The sequence below is a fragment of the Embleya sp. NPDC127516 genome (assembly GCF_044765325.1).
Lineage (GTDB): Bacteria > Actinomycetota > Actinomycetes > Streptomycetales > Streptomycetaceae > Embleya.
Window position 1 is genome coordinate 595,948 of the sequence record NZ_JBIWJT010000002.1, and the last position, 23,350, is coordinate 619,297.

The 23,350-nt window shown below is 71.0% G+C and carries 14 protein-coding genes; 7 read left to right on the forward strand and 7 right to left on the reverse strand.

Features of this window, described 5'->3' with window-relative positions; genetic code table 11:
- Window positions 1-217: 217 nt before the first annotated feature.
- The 5 genes from ACIRL2_RS05160 (at window position 218) to ACIRL2_RS05180 (ending at window position 4,704) form a co-directional block, all read left to right on the forward strand.
- Window positions 218-607, forward strand: coding sequence for a hypothetical protein (locus ACIRL2_RS05160; RefSeq protein ID WP_395868009.1), 390 nt, complete (start codon window positions 218-220; stop codon window positions 605-607).
- Between the two features lie 42 nt (window positions 608-649).
- A complete protein-coding gene (locus ACIRL2_RS05165; protein ID WP_395868007.1) occupies window positions 650-1,009 on the forward strand; it encodes a hypothetical protein in 360 nt (119 codons plus the stop codon).
- 210 nt (window positions 1,010-1,219) lie between these two features.
- The gene (locus ACIRL2_RS05170; protein ID WP_402230264.1) at window positions 1,220-2,326 is read left to right on the forward strand and encodes a hypothetical protein; all 1,107 of its coding nucleotides are present in this window, start codon (window positions 1,220-1,222) and stop codon (window positions 2,324-2,326) included.
- Between the two features lie 52 nt (window positions 2,327-2,378).
- Entirely contained in the window at window positions 2,379-4,496 is a 2,118-nt protein-coding gene (locus ACIRL2_RS05175) for a radical SAM protein (protein WP_402230266.1), read from the forward strand.
- A gap of 13 nt (window positions 4,497-4,509) precedes the next feature.
- Entirely contained in the window at window positions 4,510-4,704 is a 195-nt protein-coding gene (locus ACIRL2_RS05180; RefSeq protein WP_402230269.1) for a hypothetical protein, read from the forward strand.
- Here ACIRL2_RS05180 and ACIRL2_RS05185 read toward each other — a convergent pair.
- On the reverse strand, window positions 4,637-4,933 hold the full coding sequence (locus tag ACIRL2_RS05185) for an acyl carrier protein (RefSeq protein WP_395868002.1): 297 nt from the start codon (window positions 4,931-4,933) through the stop codon (window positions 4,637-4,639). The two genes, ACIRL2_RS05180 and ACIRL2_RS05185, sit on opposite strands and share 68 nt — an antisense overlap.
- A 74-nt stretch (window positions 4,934-5,007) precedes the next feature.
- A complete protein-coding gene (locus ACIRL2_RS05190; protein ID WP_402230272.1) occupies window positions 5,008-6,747 on the reverse strand; it encodes a fatty acyl-AMP ligase in 1,740 nt (579 codons plus the stop codon).
- 466 nt (window positions 6,748-7,213) lie between these two features.
- On the opposite strand from ACIRL2_RS05190, the gene ACIRL2_RS05195 reads away from it, so the two are divergent.
- Complete coding sequence (locus ACIRL2_RS05195; RefSeq protein ID WP_402230274.1) at window positions 7,214-8,797, forward strand: MBL fold metallo-hydrolase; 1,584 nt, start codon at window positions 7,214-7,216, stop codon at window positions 8,795-8,797.
- Between the two features lie 165 nt (window positions 8,798-8,962).
- Here the strand turns inward: ACIRL2_RS05195 and ACIRL2_RS05200 are convergent, their stop codons facing one another.
- The 5 genes from ACIRL2_RS05200 to ACIRL2_RS05220 form a co-directional block, all read right to left on the reverse strand.
- Window positions 8,963-10,003: a hypothetical protein gene (locus ACIRL2_RS05200; RefSeq protein WP_395867996.1), complete on the reverse strand. Its 1,041-nt coding sequence runs from the start codon at window positions 10,001-10,003 to the stop codon at window positions 8,963-8,965.
- Entirely contained in the window at window positions 10,000-10,914 is a 915-nt protein-coding gene (locus tag ACIRL2_RS05205) for an ABC transporter ATP-binding protein (protein WP_395867994.1), read from the reverse strand. Before ACIRL2_RS05205 ends, ACIRL2_RS05200 begins: the two co-directional genes overlap by 4 nt.
- A 4-nt stretch (window positions 10,915-10,918) precedes the next feature.
- The gene (locus ACIRL2_RS05210) at window positions 10,919-11,344 is read right to left on the reverse strand and encodes a GntR family transcriptional regulator (protein WP_395867992.1); all 426 of its coding nucleotides are present in this window, start codon (window positions 11,342-11,344) and stop codon (window positions 10,919-10,921) included.
- 187 nt (window positions 11,345-11,531) lie between these two features.
- Window positions 11,532-13,466 carry an ABC transporter ATP-binding protein gene (locus ACIRL2_RS05215; RefSeq protein ID WP_402230296.1) on the reverse strand — a complete coding sequence of 645 codons (1,935 nt, stop codon included), beginning with the start codon at window positions 13,464-13,466 and terminating at the stop codon, window positions 11,532-11,534.
- A gap of 17 nt (window positions 13,467-13,483) precedes the next feature.
- Window positions 13,484-14,176, reverse strand: a complete 693-nt coding sequence (locus ACIRL2_RS05220; protein ID WP_402230276.1) for an alpha/beta fold hydrolase — start codon at window positions 14,174-14,176, stop codon at window positions 13,484-13,486.
- 664 nt (window positions 14,177-14,840) lie between these two features.
- Between ACIRL2_RS05220 and ACIRL2_RS05225 the strand changes: the two genes are divergently transcribed.
- The coding region (locus tag ACIRL2_RS05225) for an amino acid adenylation domain-containing protein (RefSeq protein WP_402230278.1) at window positions 14,841-23,350 on the forward strand (8,510 nt) is incomplete at its 3' end.

Below are 23,350 nucleotides of genomic sequence, written 5' to 3' on the forward strand. Positions count from 1 at the left end.
GGGAGGGGCGCCCTAATCATGGGATCCGGTAATTATGAATTCGGGCATTGACGGGCCACCGGCCGCCTCCGCATGCTTCCGGTATCGCAGCCGACGTCGATCCGAAACCGGGCGTGAACAGGCGCCGAGCAGGTGGGACGTCGTTATTCCGGACCGATTCGAATCGGCGCGGAATTTGCTGCACGACCCGAAGTCGGACCCCATGAAGGAGATTCGGATGGACCCCAGGGACAGGGCCGCGTTCGTCAGGTCCTACACGAAGGTGTTGACCGCGGCCTGGTCGGACGACGAGTACGCGGCCCGGCTCGAGAACGACCCGCGCTCCGCGCTGGCCGAGCACGGCCTGGAACTGCCCGCCGGCGCCACGGTGCGCATCGTGCGCAACCTCGGCGGCGAGCCGGACCTGGACAGCCAGGTCGAGCTGTGGGAGAGCGGCGCCGAGACCAACTCGTACGAGCTGCGGGTGCCCAACTCGCCGCAGATCGAGATGCGCGAGCTCTCCGAGGCCGACCTCGAGTCCGTCGCCGGCGGCGGCCTGGACTCGCCGCAGAACCCCGACGACACCACGTACTGCTGCTGCTGTTCTCCGTGCTGCTGCTGCACCTGATCCGCAGCGCACCCGACCGACGTCGCGGAGAGGAAGGCTCGCATGGAGCCCAGGGAAAGAGCCGCGTTCGTCGGCTTCTACGCCAAGGTGCTGACCTCGGCGTGGTCGGACGACGACTACGCGGCCCGCTTGGAATCGGACCCGCGAGCCGCCCTCGCGGAAATGGGCTTCGAGCTACCCGCCGGTGCCACGGTCAGCATCATCCGTGAGGCCGGTGGCGAGCCCGACCTGGAGGCCCAGGTGCACGCCTGGGCGGAGGGCGCCAAGACCGGTCGATACGAACTGTGGGTACTGGACTCGCCGTTGCTCGAGACGCGCGAGTTGTCCGAGGCCGACCTGGACTCGGTCGCCGGCGGCGACGCGTACAGCTGTTCCTGCTCGCCGTGCTGCACCAGCACCTGATCGACGCCCGCTCGGTCGGGTGAGCACCGATCGGCGCCCGATCGAGTGCCGATCGGCCGCACCCGCACGCGATCGCCCGCATCCGCACCCGAGCGGCACGTGGGGGACCGCCTGATCCACCGCTGTCCGTACAGCCGGTTCCGGCGCCCCGGGAGTCGTCCTCCCGCGGCGTCGGAACCGCCCCGTTCCACCGACCCGAGGCGGAGAGAGATGCCCGGACCAGCCGCGCCGGATGTGCGCGCACCGCGCCCCCTTCCGGTGCGCGTCACCTCCACGCCCGGCGACGCCCGCCGGGCGGCCTCGGGCGTTCGCCGCCGACTGGCCACGCTGGTGGCGGCCGTGCTGGTCGCCGGCGCCGTGCTGGCCGGCTGCGGGGACACCCCCGCCGACCCCAAACCGGCCACACCCCAGGGCGCCGCACCCCCGGTGGGCGTGGAACAGGCCACCCGGCTGCTGCACGAGTACGCCGCGGCCAACACCCGGATCAACGCGAGCCTGGACCCGGCCGCGGTGGACGCGATCGAAATGCCCCCCGCCTCGACCGGCAGCAAGGCCGGACTCCAGGTGGCCAAGACCCAGGCGGTCGTGGTGCCCACGACCGGATACGTGCAGCCCAGGTTCGTCTTCCCCCGACTGACCGGCTATCCGAAGTTCTTCGTCGCGATCACCCAACTGCTCCAGTCCGACACGGTCTCCCCCTCGCCCAAGTACCTGCTGTTCGTGCAGGAGCGCGAGGACGCGCCGTGGAAGGTCGCCTACTACCCGTTCGTCACCGACCGCTCCGAGATCCCCGAACTGGAGCAGGACGCCACCGGCGGCGCCCCGGCGGTCGCCGACAGCGCCGGTCTGCTCGCCGATCCGGCCGCGCTGGGGCGCGCGTACCAGGACTACGCCCAGGGCAAGCGCGACCCCAAGGTGCCGCTGTCGCCGACCAAGACGCTCACCGGGCAGCTCACCGGCGGCTGGACCGCCGGAGTGCAGGCGCTGCGCGCCAAGGGCGCCCTGCTGGAGCGGGTGATCCCCACCGACGCGCCGCGCTACCCGACGTTCCTGCTGCGCACCCGCGACGGCGGCGTGCTCGCCTTCACCGCCGTCCAGGTCCGGGACACGATGACCGCCGCCGGCGGCAAGGACGGCGTACCGCTGGACGCGGGCAGCCGCGAGGCCGCGCTCGCGGGCAGTCCCGAGGGGGCCCGCGCACCGCAGTACGTGGTCGACCGCCTGGTGGTCTCGCTCAGCCACATCCCGCCGGCCGCCACCCCGGGCACCGGCGTGCAACTGATCGCCTACGGCGACTACGCCCTCTCGGTCACCTGAGCACCCGTCGGCCCGTCCGCTTCGTCACCGACCCCAGCAGGAGGCTCCCCGGATGTCGCCGTCGCCCGCCGCACCGGCCCGTCGCCGCCAGGTTCACCTGGTCGAGCTGACCGTGATGCCCGGCGTCCGCTACAGCGCCGTGCTCGGCCAGCTCCAGGCGGCGGCCCAGGCCGACCCCGGGCTGGCCGCCGCGACGAGCTTCCACAAGCACGTGCACCTCCAAGGCGGCGGCGCCTACGCGCGCGCCGCCCGTACCGTGCTGGACAGCCTCGACGACCCGCTCGTGGTGGCCTTCACCGTCTACTTCTGGAACCGGGCCCGCACCCTGGAGCTGGCCCGGCGGGTCAAGGAGCGCTGGCCGCGCTGTCGGATCGTGGTCGGCGGCAACGACGTCACCCACCAGCAGCGCGAGCTGTTCGCCCAGGCGCCCTGGGTGGACGTACTCGTGCACGGCGAGGGCGAGTTGCGCTTCCGGGACCTGCTGCGGGCCTTCCTCGCGCATCCCGACGCCCCGCTCGCCGACCCGATGCTCGGCGCGGCGTTGGCCGCGATCCCCGGGATCAGCCGGCCCGGGCCGAACGGGCGCCCGATCGACACCGCCGACGCGCCTCGGGTGAGCGACCTGGACGCGCTCCCCTCCCCGCTGCTGGACCCGGGCGTGTGGTCGGACCAGGACCTGGCCGCGTCCCGGATGATCGTCTACGAGACCAACCGGGGTTGTCCGTACTCGTGCGCGTTCTGCTACTGGGGCGGCGCCACCAACTCCAAGGTCCGCCAATACTCGCTGGAGCGCATCCGGGCCGAACTCGACCGGATCGTCACCCACGCCGGCAACGGCACCCAACTGTTCATCGCCGACGCCAACTTCGGCATCCTCCCGCGCGACACCGAGATCGCCCGGCACCTGGTGGAGCTGTGCGCGCGGCACCGCAAACGGCTGCTGGTGATGACCAACTGGGCCAAGAACACCAACGGGCGCGTCGTGGAGATCGCCTCGATCCTGCACCGGGCCGGCCTGACCGGCGCGATCACGCTGTCCGCGCAGTCCTTCGACGCCGAGGTGCTGCAACTGGCCAACCGCACCAACATCCGGGTGGACAACTACCGGCGCATGCAGCGGCAGTTCCGCGACCGGGGCATCCCGACCTACACCGATCTGATCTGGGGCCTGCCCGGCGAGTCGCTGGCCACCCACCTGGACGGCGTCGAGGAGGCGGTCGCCGCGGGCGGATCGCCGGTGGTCTACCCGCTGCTGCTGCTCAACAACACCGACTACACCCACGCGCGCTTTCGGGACGAGCACGCGCTGACCACCCGACGCATGCCGTGCGACCCGGGCAACACGGACCTGATCGCCGACGTGGTCACCGGACACGCCCGGATGGACTTCGAGGACTGGCTGCGCGGCATGGAACTGCGCATCCCGCTCACGCTGTTCCACAAGTGCCTGCTGCGCTGCACCCTGCGCGTGCTGGCGCACACCACCGGCACCCGCACGGTCGACCTGGTCGCGGCGCTGGGCGAACACCTGCGCACGGGCGGCCCCGACCCGATCGCCGCGTACTGGTTCGGCGACTACACCCGCTCGTGGCGCGAACCCGAGCGTTTCCCGCGCGAGGCGCTGTACGCCGAACTCGGCGACGAGTTGATCCACGAGGAGGTGCACTACCAGGCGATCCTGCATAGCATGGTGCGCAACCCCGACCGTGCCCGGCAACACGCGCACGCGGCCGTGGACTTCCTCTACGAGCGTCTGGGCGCGGACCCGGTCGCGGCGGCCCGGCTGCCCGGGCGCGCGGACCTGGAGCGGGTGACGGAACTGGACCTGGCCGCCGCCGCGGTGTTCCGGGCCGGCATCCACAAGGTGGCCGAGACGCACGAGTTCGCGGTGCCCGGTGCGCTGTGGGCAATCCTGCGCGAGCACGGCGACGTCCCCCCGGCCGACGACGAGATCGCCGCCGACACCGACGCCGGCTTCGGCGTGGACGCCGATGCCGACACCGACCCCGGTCCGGTCCGGGGCCGGGTCGCGGTGCCGCAGGCCCGGATCCATTACCCGTTCAGCGCGTACGCCCTGTCCGTGTGGCACGGCAGCGGCCGGCCGATCCACGACTGCGCGACCACCGCCCGATCCGCCGGCCGGCCGCTGCCGGCCTCCACGCTCCAATGAGATCGAGGCAGTCATGAATCGCACCGTGCGGGTGGCCGCCCCGATGCTCTACGCCACCGCGATCGTCCTGGCCTTCATGCTCGACACCCGGGCGGGCGTGGTGGTCTGCGTGGTCGGTGGCATGCTGCTGGGCGTGTTGTTCACGGTGGCCCGTCGCCGCCGACCGTCGCGTCCGCAGCCACCATCCGGCCCACCAACGACTCGGTGAACGCGGCGACCGTCGGGAACTCCCAGAGCGCGTCCGGTTCGATCTCGAAACCCACACGCTCCTCGGTCTCGGCGAGCACGGACAACGCCGCCACCGAGTCCAGGCCGTAGTCGGTCATCGGCGTGCCGGGATCGATCGCATCGCGTGAGAGTTTCAACTCCTCGGCCAGAAAGCCGCAGAGCCAGCTCTGCAATTCGGCCCGCAGGACGTGCGCGGGAGAAGCGGGCATGTGCGGCTCCTTGGTCACGGCGGTGCGCTGCGCAAGGATCGGACCGATCCGATCCGGCGCGCCGGCGCGGACGGCTACTGCGGATCCCGGTAGAGCGAGGCCAACCTGCCCTCGTGGAACAACTCGCGCATCGCCGAGCGCTGGACCTTGCCGCTGGTGGTGCGCAACACGGTACCCGGGCTGAGCAGCGCCACCGTGCCCACCCGCACGCCGAACTCGCGGCCTACGGTGTGCCGCATCGCGGCCGCGAGCGCGGGCAGGCGCTCCTGGGGCACCCCGGTCACCTCGTGGGTGACCACGACCTCGGCGGACCCGGCGGTCGAACCGTTGGTGCCGGTGTCGAACACCACGCCCACCCGGCCCAGTTCCGGATGATGTACGCGCAACTCCTGCTCCACGTCCTGCGGATACACGTTGCGTCCGTGCACGATCAGCATGTCCTTGAGGCGGCCCTGTACGTACAACTCGCCGTCGTGGAGCACTCCCAGGTCGCCGGTGCGCAGATAGTCCCCGTCCTCGCCGAGTGCGGTGCGCGCGCCGAACACACCGCCGCCGTCGCCGTGTCCCCAGTAGCCGTCCGCCACGCCCGGACCGCGCACCCAGATCTCGCCCAGGCGGCCCTCGGGCAGCACCTCGCGCGAGTCCGGATCCACCACGCGGATCTCGCACGCCTCGGTGGGCGGGCCGCAACTGATCACCTCGCGCGTGGCCCCACCCCGCGTCGCGGGCACGAACGTGCCCCGGGCGAGCGCGCCCAGGTCCACGCGCGTGGTCAGCGGCGTGCGTCCGCGCCGCCCGGACACGTACAACGTGGCCTCGGCCAGGCCGTAGCCGGGCAGCAGGGACTGCGGCCGGAAGCCCGCCGGGGCGAACCGCTGCGCGAACGCGGCCAGCACGCGCGGGTCGATCGGCTCCGAGCCGCACACCGCCACATCCCAGCGGGACAGGTCCAAACCGGCCACATCCGCCTCGCCGATCTTGCGCAGGCACAGCTCGAAGGCGAAGTTGGGCGCGAACGAGACGTTGACGCCGTACGCGTCGATCAGCCGCAACCAGCGCAACGGGCGTCGCACGAAGGCGCTCGGCTGCATCTGCACGGCGCTGCCGCCGGCCAGCAGACCCCACAACAACTGGGCGTTGAGTCCCATGTCGTGGTAGAGCGGCAACCACCCGCCCAGCCGCATGTCCTCGGGCCAGGTCATGCCGCGCATCCCGGCGTGGGCGTTGTGCAGGATGTTGCCGTGCCGCACGACCACGCCCTTGGGACTGCCGGTGGAGCCCGAGGTGTATTGCAGCAGAGCGGTCGTGGATCGGTCCAGCGGCACCGGTGTCCAGGCGTCCGCGTCGTCGGCCAGGCCCGGTTCGTCGCCGGCGACGACCGGGACGTCGGCTGTTCCCGAGCCGGCGAGCCACTCGCGCACCTCGGCCGCGTCGGCGCACGTGGTCAGCACGGCGCCGATCCCGGCGTCCGCCGCGATCCCGACGAGCCGTTGCCGCTGATGCCGGTAGCGCCCGGGCAGGGGAGCCGGGATGGCGATCATCCCGGCGTACAGGCAGCCCAGGAAGGCCGCGACGAATTCGAGACCGTTGGGATGCAGCAGGAGCACCCGTGAGCCCGGCGCGAGGTGCTGTTGCAGCCAGGCGGCCCGACCGCGGGCCTCGCGGTCCAACTCGGCGTAGCTCCGGCGCCGCAATCCGCCCACCGGATCGTCCGGATCGGCGAGAAAGGCGACCGCCTCGGCCTGCGGCCGCTCCGCCGCGTGCCGGCGCAGCAGCGTTACCAGATCCGGCGCGTGGTCCAGGTCATCGATCATGCGAGTGTCCTTCGGCGGCCGGGCGGAAGTGCTCGGGCATGGGAAGGTGCGTGCTGCGGGAACGGACGAGGGCACGAGCGAGCGCCCCGGCACCCCGGTCCATGGCCACCGGACACTACCGGCGCCGTCACGGGGCGGACAGGCCGGCCGGCCGCGGCGGCGGGTACACCGCGGCCCCGGGCGCCCGGCCGGTCCGGGCGTTCAACCGGTGCGCCGCCGCAGTTGAACGCCTGTACGAGGCGGTGTGGTTGTCCGTCCGCCCGGCCGGTCCGAAAATGGCAGCGGCGGTGCCCGCATCACCCTTCTGCCCGGGCGCCTTCGTCCAGGGCCGACGTCGGATGTCCGCCGATGGCGCCGGTCGCGCCGCCGTGAGCGGCGCACGACGCGGCGCACGCACGCCATGGTTGCCTGGTCTGCCCGCCAGGGTCGTCCATTTCCCCGGATCTCCTCGAAGCGGAGTGCCCAGATGACGGATACACCTGTTTTCCTGCGCTCGAAGGTCATCGTCGAACCACTCGTGGACAGGTTCTACGCCTGGCTGCACACGGTGGCGCCGATCCAGGCGGCGATGAACCTGGCCTACCTCCAGGTGCCGATGCTGGAGTCGTACGTGCAATCGCCCCAGGTGCACATCGCCGCGAGTGACAACCCGGCGCTGCGCGGCGGCTACTTCGTCAACATCGGCGCGGAACGCTCCGCCGAGGTCAAGGAGTTGTTGGAGACGATCAAGCGGGAACGGGCGGACATGCTGCGCCTGGCCGCGGCGGTGGCCGAGGCGCAGGAGCTGCTGCGGGCCAACGCCACCGGGTTCGACCTGACCCCGCTGTACCCCAAACTCCCGCCCGAGCTGGGCGGCCTGGTCGAGTTGGCCTACGACACCGACAACCAGGCCTCGGTGCGCTTCATCGAGCCGCTGGCCTACGCGAGCGAGGCGTACGTCGAATCCCGGCAGTCGGTGCAGCTCTCGCTGGAGCCGGGCACCGAACGGCCGTTCATCCTGAGCACGCCCCGGCTGCCCGGACCTGACGTGCTGGAACTGCCCATCCCCTTCCGGCATTCCGGTCTCGAGGAGTTGTTCCGGGCCCGCACCACGGCGAGCACGCTCGGCCGACTGCGCGAGGCGCTCGAACTCGACGACGCCCAGGCCGTGCAACTGGGCACGCTGCTCAGCGATCGGCCCAGTCTGTCCGAGGATCGGCACATCGAGGCGGGCGGCCGGATCCGCTACTTCGGGCACGCGTGCCTGGTGCTGCAGACCCCCGAAGCGGCCATCGTGACCGACCCGTTCATCAGCGCGGACAGCTCCGCCGGCGACCGGTACACGCTGGACGACCTGCCGGACCGGATCGACCTGGCGCTGATCACCCACGGTCACCAGGACCACATCGTGCTGGAGACGCTGCTGCAACTGCGCGGTCGGGTCGGGGCGATCGTGGTCCCGCGCCCCTCGCGCGGCAACCTCGAGGATCCCTCCATGGCGCTGATGTTGCGGCACATGGGCTTTCCCGTGATCGAGGTCGACGACTTCGAGGAGGTGCCGTTCCCGGGCGGCAAGGTGGTCGCCACGCCGTTCCTGGGCGAGCACTGCGACCTGGATATTCGCGGCAAGTCGACGTACTGGGTGGAGTTGGCCGGACGCACCGCGTACGTGGGCGCGGACTCCTCCGGGATCGACCCGCAGCTCTACCGGCACGTGCGCAACCACCTGGGCACCGCGCACTACGCGTTCCTGGGCATGGAGTGCGACGGCGCGCCGCTGACCTGGCTCTACCAGGCGCTGCTGACCAAGCCGGTGACCCGCAAGATGAGCAAGTCCCGCAAGTTGTCCGGCTCGAACGCGGAGCAGGCCGCCGCGATCATGACCGAGCTGGGGGCGAACGAGGCGTACGTCTACGCCATGGGCGAGGAGAGCTGGCTGGGTCACGTGATGGCCACCACTTACAACGAGGACACCTACCAGCTCAAGCAGGTGGACGAGTTCCTGACCTGGTGTGCCGACCACGGGATCAAGGCCGGGCACCTGTTCGGGCAGCAGGAGTGGCGCTGGTGACGTCCCGGCGTGCCGGCCGGCGCCCGCGTGCGCGGGAGTCCTGACCCGGCGCCGACCCGCACACACGATCGGCCGACCGCGTCCCACGCGGTCGGCCGATCGTGTGTGCGGGGCAGGGAACGGGGGCGGTGGCCGGCACGATCGGACCGGCCATCGGCTACCGGCTCAGGTGAGGTTGCGGGGGATGCGCCAGAGCGCGAAGCCCGCGAGCAGCAGCGCGCCGCCGAGGAAGATCGCGGTCTCGGCCCACTGGAAGGTCCAGTACCGGCCGGCGGGCTGGTACTTCACGTCGAAGTGCAGGTTCTGCGCGGCCAGGCACTCGCCGGACTCGGCCAACCCGGACTTCGCGGGCTCCAGGCAGCTCTGCACTTCGGGGCCGGTGGTGGCGGGTTTGCCGTCGGCGGTGCGGATCTTGGTGGATCCGGTCAGCACCCACGCGCCGGGCATGCGGTAGTCCTCGATGCGCAGCGTCGCGCCGGTGGAGACCCGTTCGTCCGGTCCGCCGGCGTCGCCGTCCAGGATGAAGCTGCTCACCCGGGGCAGCGTGGTGCCGTTCACCGCGACCGCCGCCTCCTTCGCCGGGAGCATGTGCGGCCGCACGTACGGCATCACCACCTGCACGACGGCGAAGAGCACCAGCGTGACGGCCATGGCCGGCAGCGTGCGGCGGATCAGCAGGCCGATGGTGGTGCCCAGGACGAACGCGAAGACGGCGTAGCCGAGCGGCACGAGGTTGCGCGCGTCGAAGACGAGCGGGGTGAACCGGGTGCCCTGGAGCCGGTCGAAGGGGCGGGCCGCCCAGGTCAACAGGGCGGAGAAGACTCCGGTGAGGATCAGCGCGGCGACGGTGATCACGGCGAGCTTGACCGCGAGCCAACGCGCACGGGTCACGCTCTGGTTCCAGACGAGTCGGTGGGTGCCGCTCTCCAGCTCGCGGGTGACCAGCGGCGCGCCCCAGAAGGTGCCCAGGACGGCGGGGACGACGATGAGCAGGGCCCCGAGGAGGGTCAGTTGCGCCTTGTAGTCGGATTCGAAGGCGTCCTTCGCGGTGGCGCAGGTGTTCAGCGCCTGGCAGCCGACGATGTGCGCGTCGTAGTCGTCGCGGATGGACAGGCCGAGGAAGACCAGGTAGATCGCCAGCACGGCCAGCGCGCCGAGCGCGATCAGGGCCTGGGTGCGAAATTGTCGCCAGGTGAGCCAGATCATCGCGGGGCCTCCGAGGTCTGGATCCGGGTGCGCGGCGCGGGCAGGCCCGCGGCGCTGTCGGCGGCCTGGGTCATGTAGGCCAGGACCATGTCCTCCAGGTCCACATGCTCGGCGGCACTGACATGGTGCGGCACCGAGCCGGAGGTCCGCACCACCAAGGTGCTTTGGCGGGCGGTGTGTTCGGCGGTGACCACGTCGATCGCCGCGGGCAGCGCGTCGAGTTCGCCGCGTGCTCCGGTCAAGCGGTAGTGGCTGGCCAGCAGTTCGTCCACCTCCCCGGCGAGTTGCACGCGCCCGGCGGCGAGCACGATCAGGTAGTCGCTGACCCGCTCCAGGTCGGAGAGCAGGTGCGAGGAGAGGATGATGCTCACGTCGATCTCGACCACGACCTCCATCAGGTTCTGGAGGAACGCGCGGCGCGCGAGCGGGTCGAGGGCGGCAACCGGTTCGTCGAAGATCAGCAACTCGGGGCGTTTGGCCGCGGCGATGGTGAGCGCGAGTTGGGCGCGCTGGCCTCCGGAGAGGCGGCCGGCCTTCTGTGCCGGGTCCAGGCCGAGTTGGCGGATCCGCTCCTCGGCCAGCCGCCGATCCCAGCGCGGGTTCAGCCGCGCCCCCATGCGCAGGTGGTCGGCGATCGTCAGGCCCGGGTAGACCGGGGTGTCCTGCGCGACGAAACCGACCCGGGCTAACTGGTCGGCGCTCGCGGCGGGTCGGTTGCCGAGCACGCTGATGGTGCCCGCGGTCGGGGCGATCAGGCCGCAGGTCAGACCCAGCAGCGTCGATTTGCCGGCCCCGTTGGGGCCGACCAGGCCGATGATGCGTCCGGAGGGCACACTCAGCGTGCAGTCGGCCAGGGCGTCGTGCCGGCCGTAGCGCTTGCCGAGTCCCTCGGTTTCCAGAACCGGAGTCATTGCCTCACCTTTCTGGTGTTCGCACGTTTTCCGTATGGGCTGCTTCGGTGGACCGCAGCGTGGTCCGGAAGGTGGTCATGAGCAGAGCCTCGATGCTGTCCGTGGTCAGGCCCGCTTCCTGGGCCCGGTCCAACCAGCTCCGCAACTCCTCGCGCAGGCTCTCGTGTGCCGCCAGCGAGCCGTCGGTGAGAGTGCGGGTGACGAAGGTGCCCACGCCCGGCCTGGGCGAGACCAGGCCCTCGTGTTCGAGCTCGCGATAGGCCTTGAGCACGGTGTTGGGGTTGATCGCGAGCTTGGAGACGACCTCCTTGACCGTCGGCAGTTGGTCGTCGACCGACAACATGCCCAGACGCAGGGCCTGTCGGACCTGATGGACCAACTGCAGGTACGGGGATACACCGGAGCGGGTGTCCAAATGGAAGTCGATCATGGTCACTCCGCTTTAACTAGGATGCTAGCACTTTAGTCTACTGTGTGTGGCGTGGCGCACACGGATTCGAACACGATCGCCCACCGGCGAAACGACGAAACGGCCGGGGTACGCCGCGACATCGCGGCGTACCCCGGCCGTTCCCGGGCGGACCGGGGCGGTGGGACGGGGGAGAGGGGCGTAGCGGTCAGGCCGGTCCCGGCGCGGAGGTCTCCGGGAGCAGGTCCGGATCCGGGACGTCCTTCCGCTCGGCGAACTGCGTGCGGTACAAGTCGGCGTAGATCCCGCCGGCCGCCAACAGGCCGTGGTGCGTGCCGCGTTCCACGATCCGACCCGCGTCCACCACCAGGATCTGGTCGGCGTCGCGGATCGTGGACAGGCGGTGCGCGATCACCAGCGAGGTCCGGCCCTTGAGCGCGGTCTCCAACGCCTGCTGGATCGCCGCCTCGGACTCCGAATCCAGGTGCGCGGTCGCCTCGTCCAGCACCACGATCGGCGGCGACTTCAGCAACAGCCGCGCCAGCGCCACCCGTTGCTTCTCGCCGCCGGAGAGCCGGTGGCCGCGGTCACCGACCACGGTGTCCAGGCCCTCGGGCAACGCGTCGATCACCTCCTGGATCCGGGCCGCCTCGCACGCGGCGACCACCTCGGCCTCGGTCGCCTCCGGGCGGGCATACAGCAGGTTCGCCCGGATCGTGTCGTGGAACAGGTGCGCGTCCTGGGTGACCACGCCGATCGTGTCCCGAAGCGAGGTCAGGGTCAGCTCGCGCAGGTCGTGCCCGCCCACCCGGACCGCGCCGCGAACCGGGTCGTACAGCCGCGGCACCAGATTGGTGATCGTGGTCTTGCCCGCGCCCGAGGAGCCGACCAGCGCGGTCATCCCGCCCTGCGGCACGGTGAAGCTCAACTCCCGCAACGTCCAGTCGTCCTGCGCCGACTCCCGCACCCGCGCGCCGGTGCTCTCCAACGAGGCCAACGAGACCTCCTCGGCGCTCGGATAGCGAAACCACACGTCGTCGAACTCCAGATCCAGGCCCGACGTGCCGTCGTCGCCCGCCGCGGGCAGGTCGTGCGCCCGCGGGTGCTCCACGATCAGCGGTTGCAGGTCCAACACCTCGAAGACCCGGTCGAAGCTCACCAGCGCGGTCATGAAACTCGCCTGAATACTGGAGAGTTGATTGATCGGCCCGTACAACCGCAACAACAGCGCGACCATCGCCACCAGCGCGCCGATCTCCAGGGTGCCGTCGATGGCCAGCCGCCCGCCGAACCCGTAGACCAGCGCGGTGGTCAGCGCGGTCAACAACGTCGCCAGGATGAAGAACAGCCGCGCGTACACGTTGGAGACCACCGCGATGTCCCGCACCCGGGCCGCCCGCCGCGCGAACGCGTCGGACTCCTCCACCGGGCGGCCGTACAGCTTGACCAGCATCGCGCCCGAGACGTTGAAGCGCTCGTTCATCATCGAGCCCATCTCGGCGTCGAGTTGCATCTCCTCCCGGGCCAGTCGTTGCATGGCCCGACCGAAGTACCGCGCGGGCACCAGGAAGATCGGGATCAGCACCAGCGCGGCCAGGGTGATCTGCCACGAGAGGTAGAACATCGCGGCCAGCACCAGTCCGACCGTCAGGAACGTGGACACCGCCTGCGTCAACAACGTCGTCACCGCCTGCTGCGCACCGATGATGTCGGTGTTCAACCGGCTGACCAGGGACCCGGTCTGGGTGCGGGTGAAGAACGCCAACGGCTGCCGCTGTACGTGCGTGAACACCTCGGTGCGCAGCTCGTAGACCAACCCCTCGCCCACCCGCCCGGAGAACCACGCCTGGCAGTAGATCGCGCCCGCGTCCACCACGGCCAACACCGCGATGGTCACGGACAACCACACCACGACGGAGAAGTCGCCCGGCCGGATGCCGTCGTCGATGACCGTCTTCAACATCAACGGACTCGCGGCCATGATGACCGCGTCCACGATCGTCGCCACCAGCGCCAACACCACCCAGTGGCGATGGCGGCCCGCGTACGGGAGCACGCGCCGGACCGTGCCCGGCGAGACCCGCTGCCGGGTGATCGAATCGTCCAGGCGCAGCGTCGGCCCCATGCCCGGGGCGGCCATCATGCTCACGGAACTTCCTCTCAGTACTTTTCGAGGAACTCGACGATCACCGAGTTGACCTCCTCGGGACGTTCCAGGTGGCCCAGATGGCCCGCGTGGGGGATCGTGACCAGGTCGCAGTCCGAAATGGCGTCGGCCACCTCTGCGGCCAGATGCACGGGCGAGATCAGATCGTCGGCGAACGCCACCACCCGACACGGCACGGTGATCCGGCCCAACTCCGCACGCCGATCCACGTCCAGGTCCACCCAGGCCTGGCCACCGGTGGAATCCGCGTCGCCGGACAACTCGAAGATCTCCAGCCACGTCGCGGCCGAGTCGTCGTCGTTCAACGTGGTCGGCGACAACATCTGGATCGCCGTGTTCAACGCGCGATAGGCGGGCGGCAGGCGGACACCGTCCTGATCCACCGCCCGTTCCGCGAGGGTCTGCGCCCGCCGGATGGCGTCCGAACGGGCCCGCGTGGCGATGAGCACCGCACTGCGCACCGACTCCGGGTGGTGCAGCGCGAGTTCCTGTGCGATCAAAGCACCCAGGGAAAGCCCGACCAGGCGACAGGGAGCCAGATCCAACGCGTCGATCAGACCTTTGGTATCGGCCACCATGTCCTCGAGCGAATATTTCCCCGGCGGAGCATCCGAGGGCGCGATTCCCCGATTGTCGAAGACGACCGTCTCGAATCCGGCCCGATGCAGCGCGGGTGTCTGATGCATGGTCCAGACCCGACCCGCGGCGCCCGAACCCATGATGAGAAGAACACTTTCCCCGCGACCCGAGCGCTCGTAGGAAAGACGGATGCCATTGGCGTGCAGGAAAGGCATGGTCGATGAGTTCCATTCGCCGTCGGGAACGGGATGCCGCCCCCGGGCCACGCCGGCCCGAGCGTCCGCGCCCCGACCGTAGCGGGCGCCGAGGCGACCGGCTCGCCGCGATCCCGCCGCGATTCACCATGTCATCGGCAGGCCGCCGGGCTCAACGCGACCACCTGGGACGACGCCCGCGAGCGGGGCCCGCGGGTGTTCAACCGTGGCGCCGCCGCAGTTGAACGAGCGGCGCCCAATCCGCCGAACGCCCGCCCCCGATCGGCCGGTTGACATCCCCCGAGCACGCTGATGAGGATGACGGCCGGAAGCGAGGAGAATCCCGAAAAAGCCGCCCCGGCAAGGCCGGACGCCCTCGACCGGAAGGGCGGCAGCGAATCCGGTCGAGTCGGATCCGGCCGAGAATACCGTCGACGCACGGGTGAAACCGACGACGGATTCCCGAATCGGCACACGCCGCGGACCACACTCGTCTCGGCCGGTCATCACGGATCTCTATGGAGAAGTACCGACCTTCTCCCGGTCGCGGCCGCCGACATCACCTGGGGGAGAGCGAATGGCCGCAACCGCGCCTGGGCTTTGGGAACTGACGGCCGGTCAACTGGGCGTATGGTACGCGCACCAGGTGGCGCCGGAGCACACGGTCTACAACGTCGGCGAATACCTGGAAATCCACGGCGACGTGGACGTGGACCTGTTCGTGAGCGCCGTACGCCGCGTGCTCGACCAGGCCGAGACCCACCGGCTCCGCTTTCGCACCATCGACGGCGCACCCCGCCAATACCCGGACCCGGCGGACGAGCACCCCGTGCGCGTGGTCGACGTCGGCGCCGAAGCCGACCCGCGAGCCGCCGCCGAAAACTGGATGCGCCGCGACCTGGCCCGCAGGCTCGACCCCTGCACCGACCGCCTGTTCACCTCCGTCGTGCTCACCCTGGCGCCCGGCCGGGTGTTGTGGTACCAACGCGCCCACCACCTCGTGATGGACGGCCACGCGGGGTCGCTGATCGCCGACCGGGTCGCCCGCGTCTACACCGCGCTGCTGGCCGGCCGCACCCCCGACGAACCGCCCCTGGAATCGGTCTCGGTGCTGATCGACGCCGACCGCGCCTACCGCGCCTCGGCACACTTCGAACGGGACCGGCGGTACTGGCACGACACGCTCTCGGGCCCCGCCGAGACCTCGTCCCCGGACACCCGGTACGCGCGCAGCCTGCCCAGCGCGCAGACCCGGCACAGCGCCGCGGTCGACCCGCGCGACACCACCCGACTCAAGGCCGCCGCGGCCCGGTTGCGCACCAACCTCCCCGCACTGGTCATCGCCGCCGCCGCCGCGCACCAACACCGCGGCACCGGCGCGCGCGACGTGATCCTGGGCATTCCCGTCCTGGGCCGAACCGGGCGTCGCGCACTCGCCATCCCCGGCATGACCTCCAACGTGATGCCGCTGCCACTGCGACTGGACCCGCGAACCACCGTCGGCGAACTCGTCGCACAGACCTCCACCGCCGTGCTCTCCGGCCTGCGCCACCAGCGCTACCGCTACGAGGACATGCTCCGCGACCTGAACAGCGTCGACGGCGCCGCGCTGTGCGGCCTGGTCGTGAACGTGATGAGCTTCGACTACTCGATGCGCTTCGGCGACTGCCCCGCCACCGTCCGCAACCTCTCACACGGCCCGATCGTCGACCGCCAGCTCAACGTCTACGACCGATCCGCCGACACCGGCCTGGACATCGACGTCGACGTCAACCTCGACCTGCACGACCCCGAGACGGCCGGCGACCTCGCCACCCGCTTCCTGCGCATGCTGCACCGCATCGCCGCCGCCGACCCCGCCGACCCGATCGGCCGGATCGACCTGCTCGACCCGGACGAGCGGCACACGCTCACCACCCGCGGCAACGACACCACCGCCCCGGTACCGGCCCTGACCGCCACCGACATGTTCCGCGCCCGGGTCGAACACACACCGCACGCCCCCGCCGTGCTCTGCGACACCGACCGGATCGACTACGCCGAACTGGACGCCCGCGCGAACCGCCTGGCGGCCCACCTGACCGCACTGGGGGTGGGCCGCGAATCGGTGGTCGCGGTGGTCCTGGACCGAGGCGTCGACCTGATCGTCGCACTGACCGCCGTACTCAAGGCGGGCGCCGCCTACCTGCCCGTCGACCCGCGCCAACCACTCGAACGCCTCGCGTACATGCTCACCGACAGCCGCGCCTCGGTCCTGCTCGGCTCCGACGACCTCCTCGACGACCTCCCCGTCCGCGGCCTGCTCACCGTCGCCCTCGACGACCCCTCGGTCCGCGCCGCGATCGACGCCCGACCCGCCGACCCGATCCCCACCCGCGCCCGGCTCGCCGACCTCGCCTACGTGATCTACACCTCGGGCTCCACCGGACGACCCAAGGGCGTGGCCCTGACCCACGCCGGCATCGCCTCCCTGGTCACCGCCCAGGTCGACCGGCTCGACGTCACCCCGGACAGCCGGATCCTGCAATTCGCCTCCATCGGATTCGACGCCGCGACCTGGGAAATCGTGATGGCGCTATGCACCGGCGCGGCCCTGGTGGTCGCCCCGGCCAAGGAACTGCTCCCCGGCGGCGGCCTCGCCGACGTGATCACCCGACACCGCGTCACCCACGCCACGCTGCCCCCGGCGGTGCTCCCCGTCCTCGACCCCCGAGAGCTGACCTGCCTGCGCACCCTGGTCTCCGCCGGCGAGGCCCTCGGCCGCGAACAGGCGAGCCGATGGGCACCCGGCCGACGCATGATCAACGCCTACGGGCCGACCGAGACCACCGTCTGCGCGACCATGTCCCGGCCCCTGCACCCGGACACCGACCCCGACATCGGCACGCCGATCACCAACTCCCGGGTGTACGTCCTCGACCACTGCCTCGCGCCGGTCCCGATCGGGGTCACCGGCGAGCTCTACGTCGCCGGCGCCGGCCTGGCCCGGGGCTACCTGCGCCGCCCGGGGCTGACCGCCGAACGCTTCGTCGCCGACCCATTCCGGGTCGGCGGGCGGATGTACCGCACCGGAGACCGGGTGCGCCGGACCCCCGACGGGCAACTCGCCTTCGCCGGGCGGGTCGACGAACAGATCAAGATCAGAGGCTTCCGAATCGAGCCCGCCGAGATCGAGGCGGCACTGCGGACCCATCCCCTCGTCGGCCAGGCCGTGGTGATCGCCCGGGAGAGCGAATCCGGCGACCGGCGACTGCTGGGCTACGTGGTCGGCCCGGAGTCCTCGGGCGAGGCCCACGGCGGCGCCGTCGACACGGTCGCCGGCCTCGATGTGTGGGGTGACGGCGCCACGGCCGAGGCGCTGCGCCGGTACCTGGTCGAGCGACTGCCGGAGTACATGGTGCCCACGGCGATCGTGCCGCTGCCCGCGTTCCCGCTGACCGTCAGCGGCAAGATCGACCGAAGCGCGCTGCCCGACCCGCGCCGGCACACGGCCGTCGACAGGTCGACCACCCCGGAAGAGGACATCCTCCGCGGGATCTTCGCCGACGTCCTGGACCTGGCGGCGGTGGGACCGGACGCCAACTTCTTCGAACTCGGCGGCCACTCACTGCTCGCCGCCCGACTGATCTCCCGCGTCCGCGCACTGCTGGGCGTCGACCTGGAGATGCGCGAGCTGTTCCGCACCCCCACCCCCGCCGGCCTCGCCGCCCACCTGTCCGGCGCGATCACCGGCTCGACCCGGAACCGGCCCGTGCTCGTCGCGCGGCCTCGCCCCGGCCGGATCCCGCTGTCCTTCGCACAACAACGACTGTGGTTCCTGGCCCAGTTGGAAGGGCGCGGCACCACCTACAACGCGCCGATCATCCTGCGGCTGTCCGGAGATCCGGACCCGGCGGCGCTGTCCGCAGCGCTGCGCGACGTGCTGGAGCGGCACGAGGTGCTGCGCACGGTGCTTCCGGCCGAGGACGGCCGTCCGTACCAGCGGATCCTGCCGACGGACGAGGTGGGGTGGAGCCTGTCGACGATTCACCTCCCGGAGGACGAGCTTCCCTCGGCCGTACAACGCGCGGCGACGCACGCGTTCGACCTCGCGGTGGAACCCCCGTTTCGAGCCTGGCTGTTCGCGGGCGATGGCGAGACTCCCGACGCCGGAGCCGAGGCCCGGACCGGTTCCGATTCCGGTCCCGCCTCCACCCTCGGACTCGGCGCGTACGTGCTGGTCGTGGTGGTGCACCACATCGCCGCCGACGGCTGGTCGATGGGACCGCTCGGCCGCGACATCTCGACCGCGTACACGGCCCGGCGGGCGAACCGGGCGCCGAACTGGGCGCCGTTGCCGGTGCAGTACGCCGACTACGCGCTGTGGCAGCGGGAGTTCCTCGGCTCGGAGGACGATCCGGACAGCCCGATCCGGGCCCAGATCGACCACTGGCGCACGGCCCTGGCCGGCGCCCCCGAGGAGTTGGCCCTGCCCGCCGACCGTACCCGGCCCGCCGTGGCCGGCCATCTCGGGCACAGCGTCCCGCTCGACGTGCCCGCGGACCTGCACCGCGCGCTGGTGGAACTGGCCCGGGCCGAGGGCGTGACCGTCTACATGGTGCTCCAGGCGGCCCTGGCCCTGCTGCTGTCCCGTCTGGGCGCCGGTACGGACATCCCGATCGGCTCGGCGGTCGCCGGCCGTACCGACGAGACGCTGGACCCCCTGATCGGTTGCTTCGTCAACACGCTCGTCGTGCGCACCGACCTCACCGGCGACCCCGAATTCACCGAACTGCTGGCCCGGGTCCGACGCACCACCCTGGGCGCCTTCGCCCACCAGGACGTGCCCTTCGAGCGACTCGTCGAAGAACTCGCCCCCACCCGGTCCACGGCCCGACACCCGCTCTTCCAGGTCGTGCTGACGATGCAGGAAAGCGTCGAAACGGTTCTGGAACTGCCCGACGTCACCGTCGAGTTGTTGCCGGAAGAACGCCCCGGGGTGAAGTTCGACCTCGACGTCATGGTGGCCGAGACCTTCGACGAGCAGGCCCAACCCGCCGGACTCACCGGGTCGGTGACCGCCGCCGTCGACCTGTTCGACGCGGATTCGGCCCGTTCCATCGCGGAGCGCTGGGTCCGGGTGCTGCGCGCGGTGACCGAAACCCCCGACATCCGGGCCGGCCGGGTGAACCTGCTCGACCGGGCCGAGCGGACCCGCGTGTTGGCCGAGTGGAACGACACCACGCTCCACGTCCCGCACCACACCATCGCGCAACTCTTCCGCGCCCAGGCGGCACGTACCCCCGGCGCCCCGGCGGTGACCTGCGGCGAAACGCACACCTCGTACGCCGAACTGCGCGAGCACGCCGACCGGGTGGCCCGATACCTGCTCGGATCCGGCGTCGGACCGGAGTCGGTGGTGGGCCTGTGCCTGCCCCAGGGCCTCGCGATGACCTCGGCGATCCTGGGCGTATGGCAGGCCGGCGCCGCGTACGTCCCGATCGACGCCCGCCAACCGGTGGACCGGATCGCCTTCCTGCTCACGGACAGCCGGGCCGTGCTGCTGATCGCCACCGAAGAGGTCCTGGACGACCTCCCGGCGGGCAAGGTGCGCATGGTCTCGATGGACGACCTGCCCACCGGCCCGGGCACGGCGGACCCCGTACCGGATCCGGTGCTCGATCCGGCCGGACTGGCCTACGTGATCTACACGTCCGGTTCGACCGGCACACCCAAGGGCGTCGCGGTCACCCACGGTGCGCTGGCCAACTACGTGACCTCGGTGCCCGCGCGCATCGGCCTCGGCACACCGGGAGCCCGCTACGCGCTGCTGCAGTCCCAGGTCACCGACCTGGGCAATACGACCGTGTTCACCTCCCTGGTCAGCGGCGGCCACCTGCACATCCTCGACGCCGACACCGTGCTCGACCCCCAAGCCGTGACCGACTACCTGGCCGAACACCGGATCGACCACGTCAAGGCCGTACCCTCCCACCTGGCCGCGCTCGCCGAACGCGGCGGCCCGGCCGCCATACTGCCCGCCCGCACCCTGATCCTGGGTGGTGAGGCGGCCCCGGCGCCGTGGGTACGCGACCTGCTGCACGCGGCCGGCGACCGCGCCGTTTTCAACCACTACGGGCCGACCGAGACCACCATCGGCGTCACCACCACCCGGCTGACCGCCGAGATGGTCGAGCACGGCGTGGTCCCGATCGGCACCCCCATCGGCAACACCCGGGCCTACGTCCTCGACGACGCCCTGAACCCGGTGCCGATCGGGGTGACCGGCGAACTCCACATCGCCGGCGCCGGCCTCGCGCGCGGCTACACGAACCGACCCGGGCTGACCGGTGAGCGCTTCGTGGCCTGCCCGTTCGGCACGGGTGAGCGCATGTACCGCACCGGCGACCGAGCCCGTTGGACCCCGGACGGACGACTCGCCTTCGCGGGTCGGGCCGACGACCAGGTCAAGATCAGAGGCTTCCGGATCGAACCCGCCGAGATCCGGGCCACCATCCTCACCCACCCCCTGGTCGCCCAGGCCGCGGTGATCGCCCGCGAGGACGCACCGGGCGGCCCCCGCCTGATCGCCTACCTCGTTCTCGACGCGAACCGCGACGACGAGGAACCGGTCGACACGGTGCGGGCGTTCCTGGCCCGACGGCTGCCCGAGCAGATGCTTCCCTCGGCCCTGGTCGTCCTGGACGCACTGCCCCTCACCGGCAACGGCAAGCTCGACCGCGACGCGCTGCCTGCGCCGGAACCCGGTGCCGCCGAATCGACCGGACGTGGGCCCGCCAACCCGCGGGAGGAAATCCTGTGCGGCGTCTTCGCCGACATCCTCGGCCTGGACGCGGTGGGCGTGGACGACAACTTCTTCGAACTGGGCGGCCACTCGCTCCTGGCCACCCGACTCATCTCCCGGGCCCGCTCCGCGCTGGGCGTGGAACTCGAGGTCCGAGCCCTGTTCGAGACACCGACCCCGGCGGGCCTCGCCACCGCGCTCGCCGGCGCCGATCCGGCCCGAACGGCCCTGGCCGCCCGGAGCCGCCCGGAGCGCATCCCGCTCTCCTACGCCCAGCAACGGCTGTGGTTCCTCGACCAGTTGGACGGCCCCGACCCGACCTACAACATCCCGGTGGTCGCCCGCCTGACGGGCGACCCGGACCGTACGGCCCTGCGCGCGGCGCTGCGTGACGTGATCGCCCGGCACGAGGTGCTGCGCACCGTGTTCACCGTCGTGGACGGCGAGCCGTACCAGGAGATTCCGGGCTCCGACGAGGTCGCATGGCAGCCGACCTTCGTCGACGTCGCGGCGGACGACGTGGTGGCCGAGGTGGCCCGAATGGCGACGTGCACCTTCGACCTGACGACCGAGCCGCCGATCCGGGTGTGGCTGCTGTCCGTGAACGCCCGCGAACACGTCCTGGTGGTGGTGCTCCACCACATCGCGGGAGACGGCTGGTCCTGGGGACCCCTGGGCCGGGACATCGCGCTGGCCTACGCGGACCGACGCGCGGGACGGGCGCCCGAGTGGGCGGCGCCGTTGCCGGCCCAGTACGCCGACTACGCGCTGTGGCAGCGGGAGTTGCTCGGCACGGCCGACAATCCGGACAGTGTGCTTGCGCGACAGGTGGGTTTCTGGCGCGAGGCACTGGCGGGCGTCCCGGAGGAGCTCGAACTGCCGGTCGACCGCCCGCGTCCGGCGGTGGCGAGCCGCGCCGGCCACAGCGTCCCAGTCGAGGTTTCGAGCGAACTACACGGCCGATTGGTCGAGTTGGCGCGGTCCGAAGGCGTCACGGTGTTCATGGTGCTTCAGGCGGCGTTGGCGGTGTTGTTGTCGCGGTTGGGTGCCGGGACGGATATCCCGATCGGGTCGGCCGTGGCGGGGAGGACGGACGAAGGGCTGGACGAGCTGGTCGGGTGTTTCGTCAACACGCTCGTGTTGCGCACCGACCTGTCCGGCGATCCGGCCTTCCGGGACGTGCTGGGCCGCGTTCGCGAGACGGGCCTGGCGGCGTTCGGGAATCAGGATGTGCCGTTCGAGCGGTTGGTGGAGGAGTTGGCGCCGGCGCGGTCGTTGGCGCGGCATCCGCTGTTCCAGGTGATGTTGACGCTGCAGAACGCCGGTCGGGCCGGGTTGGAGCTCGACGGTCTGGACGTCGAGACGGTCTCGGGAATCAAGCCGGCGTCGAAGTTCGACCTGGAACTGAGCCTCGCGGAGATCGTGGACGAGCGTGGTCGCGCGATCGGTCTTTCGGGGGGTCTGACCGGCGCCGCCGATCTGTTCGACGCGGACTCGGTGGCGGAGATCGCCGAGCGGCTGGTCCGGGTACTGCGGACGGTCGCCGCTGCGCCGGACACTCGGCTCGCCGCGGTCGATGTGCTCACCGACGATGAGCGGTCTCGGGTGTTGGTGGGGTGGAACGACACCGCTGTGGATCGGGATTCGGTTTCGGTTGTGGGGTTGTTCGAGGCTCGGGTGGTGGCGTCGCCGGGTGCGGTGGCGGTGGTGTTCGAGGGTGTGGAGGTGTCGTTCGCGGAGTTGGATGTGCGGGCGAATCGTTTGGCGCGGTGTCTGGTGGGGTTGGGGGTGGGTCCGGAGTCGGTTGTCGCGGTGGTGTTGGAGCGCGGGATCGACCTGGTCGTGTCGTTGTTGGCGGTGTTGAAGGCGGGCGGCGCCTATTTGCCGATCGATCCGGAGTATCCGGATGAGCGGGTCGGGTTCCTGTTGCGGGACGCGGGGCCTGTGTTGGTGGTGACGGATACGGCGTCGGCGCCTGTCGTCGACGGTCGGCCGGTTCTGGTCGTGGACGAGCCTGAGGTTGTGGCGCGGGTGGCCGGGTTCGACGGTGGGGTGTTGAGCGATGCGGAGCGGTTGGGTGCCCTGCATTCGGGGCTTCCGGCGTATGTGATCTATACGTCGGGTTCGACGGGGGTGCCCAAGGGTGTCGTGGTGCCGCATGCGGGTGTGGTGAATCGCCTGGTGTGGATGTGGGATCGGTATGGGTTCGGTGTCGGTGATCGGGTGATGCACAAGACGCCGTTCGTGTTCGACGTGTCGGTGTGGGAGTTGTTCGCGACGCTGTTGTCGGGTGCGGCGATGGT